The following is a 2,508-nucleotide window of genomic DNA, read 5'->3' on the forward strand; positions in this document are numbered from 1 at the left end:
GGGTTCAGTACTGGTTACTAGGGGTGCAAAGCGGATGGTTGCCTAAAAAAAGAATCCTTGCGGCATCGAAAATCGAGCCACTGGTTGATGCACTCAATGCCTGCATTGCGAAATGCGAGATAGAGGAAGCAACATCAAAATCAATGTAAGATTGAACGTCGCCAGTGCCGGTACAACACATCCATAAGTAAAGTTACCATCTGTGATTGACCACAAATTTTCAGCAGCTTATGGTAAAGATATGGATTATCAGAAAATCATTACCATCGAACCCGGCAAACGTGGCGGCAAGCCGTGCATTCGCGGGATGCGGATTGCTGTGTCTGATGTGCTGGATTATTTGGCCGGCGGCATGACACAAGAACAAATCTTGGTAGACTTTCCGGAATTAACCGCTGATGATATTCGGGCCTGCCTGGCATTTGCCGCCGATCGAGAGCGGCGTTTGGTTGCCGTGCCTAAGCAATGAAACTTCTGCTCGACCAGAATCTGTCCCAACATCTGGTCGTTACGTTAGCCGATTTGTTTCCCAATTCGGTACATGTGCGCAGCATCGGGTTAGACACCGCTGATGATGAAGCGTTGTGGAACTTCGCGAAACAAAACGATTTCACGATTGTTAGCAAGGACATTGATTTTCGACAGCGCAGCTTTTTGTTTGGGCATCCTCCAAAAGTCATTTGGATCGCGCTGGGCGATTGCTCGACAGTGGAATAGGCCAAGTTGCTGCGGTTGCGGCACCAGGAAATCGTGGAATTCCATGCCGATCAAACAGCTTCTTATTTGGCGCTGTTTTAAGAGACGATATTACCTGTCGTTCACCCCTTAATCACTCCGACCGGTCGCAGGCGGGCAACTTTTTTGGCGAGGCCGGCGCGGTGGACGACGTCGACGACTAAGTCGACGTCCTTGTAAGCGTCGGGCTGTTCTTCGGCCAGGCCTTTCCAACTGCGGGCCCGGGCGAACACGCCGCGCTGGCGCAGTTCGTGATCGATCCGACGGCCTTGTGCGGCTTTCACGGCGGCGGTGCGGCTGAGCATGCGGCCGGCGCCGTGACAGGCGGTGCCGAAAGTTTGCTCCATGCTGCCCGACTGACCCGCGAGAATCCAACTGGCGCGGCCCATATCGCCGGGAATGAGTACCGGCTGGCCGATTTGCTGATACGGTGCAGGAATTTCCGGATGGCCCGGCGGGAACGCGCGCGTGGCCCCTTTGCGATGCACCCACACCGGCTTGCGAATGCCGGCGATGTCGTGCTGTTCCAGCTTGGCAATGTTGTGGGCCACGTCGTACACCAAATCCATGCCCAGGTTTTCCCACGAACGGCCGAACACTTGGGCAAACACCTCGCGGGCTTGCCACATCAGCAGTTGGCGGTTGCACCAAGCGAAATTCGCGGCGGCCCGCATGGCGCCCAGATATTTTTTCCCCTCGGCACTGTGGACCGGCGCGCACACCAGTTGCCGGTCGGGCAATTCGATGCCGTATTTTTGCGGCGTGCCACGCAGGTCTTTGAGGGCATCGTCGCACACTTGATAGCCGAGGCCGCGGGAGCCGGAATGGATCATCACGCAGATTTGGCCAGCGGCAATGTTCATCGCCGCGGCGGCGGCTTCATCGAACACCCGATCGACGACTTGCACTTCCAAAAAATGATTGCCGGAGCCGAGTGTGCCACATTGATCGGCCCCGCGATCGAGGGCACGATCGGAAACATCATCGGGTTCTGCGCCGTCAAGGCAGCCGTGCGCTTCGGTGTAGTCGATATCGCGCTGAACGGCAAGACGGCGCGAAATCAAGCCGGCCGGGCCGGTGGCCATCAACTGACGCAGCTCGGTGCGACTGAATTTATACTTGCCGCCGCGGCCAACGCCGGTGGGAATGTTCGCAAACAATTCGCCGACAAGCGTTTCCAAATGCGGCTGCAGTTCGGCCAACTGCAAATTGGTGCGGACCATGCGGACACCGCAGTTGATGTCGTACCCCACGCCGCCCGGTGAAATGACGCCCCCCTGCTCCGGATCGGTGGCACACACGCCGCCGATGCAAAAACCGTAGCCCCAGTGAATGTCGGGCATGGCCAGGCTGGCGACTTGAATGCCGGGAAGCGTGGCGACGTTGGCCACTTGCTCGCAGGCCTGGTCGGCGCGGATGTGCTCGATGAGCGCGTCATCGGCGTAGATGAGGCCATCGACACGCATGCCGGGCTTGTAACTTTTGGGGATGCGCCAACAACATTCGGCGGCGCGCTCCAATGGGCCGTGAAAACCGCCGCTGGGCATAGGCTTCCTCAAATTGAGAAACTAGGGAACGCAGATGAACGCGGATCGACGCAGATAACTCGAACTAAAAGTTAAGAAGCCATAGAACACAGATGAACAGGCTTTGTTGAAACCCTTATGCTGCCAACAGGAGCAGGTCGTGAGTGAGGACACGCAAGTGAACTTCGGTTGCTTGAGTTGGACGGGATCGACCCCGCAGGGAAGAGGTGAGTCGCCGTTTGAATCG

At 57.1% G+C, this 2,508-nt stretch carries 3 protein-coding genes; 1 reads left to right on the forward strand and 2 read right to left on the reverse strand.

What is annotated here, in order from left to right; translation table 11 throughout:
• Nucleotides 1-202: 202 nt before the first annotated feature.
• Complete coding sequence (locus VMJ32_05230; protein HTQ38405.1) at nt 203-469, forward strand: DUF433 domain-containing protein; 267 nt, start codon at nt 203-205, stop codon at nt 467-469.
• Between the two features lie 89 nt (nt 470-558).
• Here the strand turns inward: VMJ32_05230 and VMJ32_05235 are convergent, their stop codons facing one another.
• Nucleotides 559-762, reverse strand: coding sequence for a hypothetical protein (locus VMJ32_05235; protein ID HTQ38406.1), 204 nt, complete (start codon nt 760-762; stop codon nt 559-561).
• A gap of 56 nt (nt 763-818) precedes the next feature.
• Nucleotides 819-2,282 carry an RtcB family protein gene (locus VMJ32_05240; GenBank protein HTQ38407.1) on the reverse strand — a complete coding sequence of 488 codons (1,464 nt, stop codon included), beginning with the start codon at nt 2,280-2,282 and terminating at the stop codon, nt 819-821.
• Nucleotides 2,283-2,508: the final 226 nt, after the last annotated feature.

The organism is Pirellulales bacterium, assembly GCA_035499655.1.
Lineage (GTDB): Bacteria > Planctomycetota > Planctomycetia > Pirellulales > JADZDJ01 > DATJYL01.

What these genes read in the sequence shown, in the direction of transcription:
- VMJ32_05240 (HTQ38407.1), bottom strand. Translation starts at nt 2,282, where the DNA reads ATGCCCAGCGGCGGTTTTCACGGCCCATTGGAGCGCGCCGCCGAATGT.
- VMJ32_05235 (HTQ38406.1), bottom strand. Translation starts at nt 762, where the DNA reads ATGGAATTCCACGATTTCCTGGTGCCGCAACCGCAGCAACTTGGCCTA.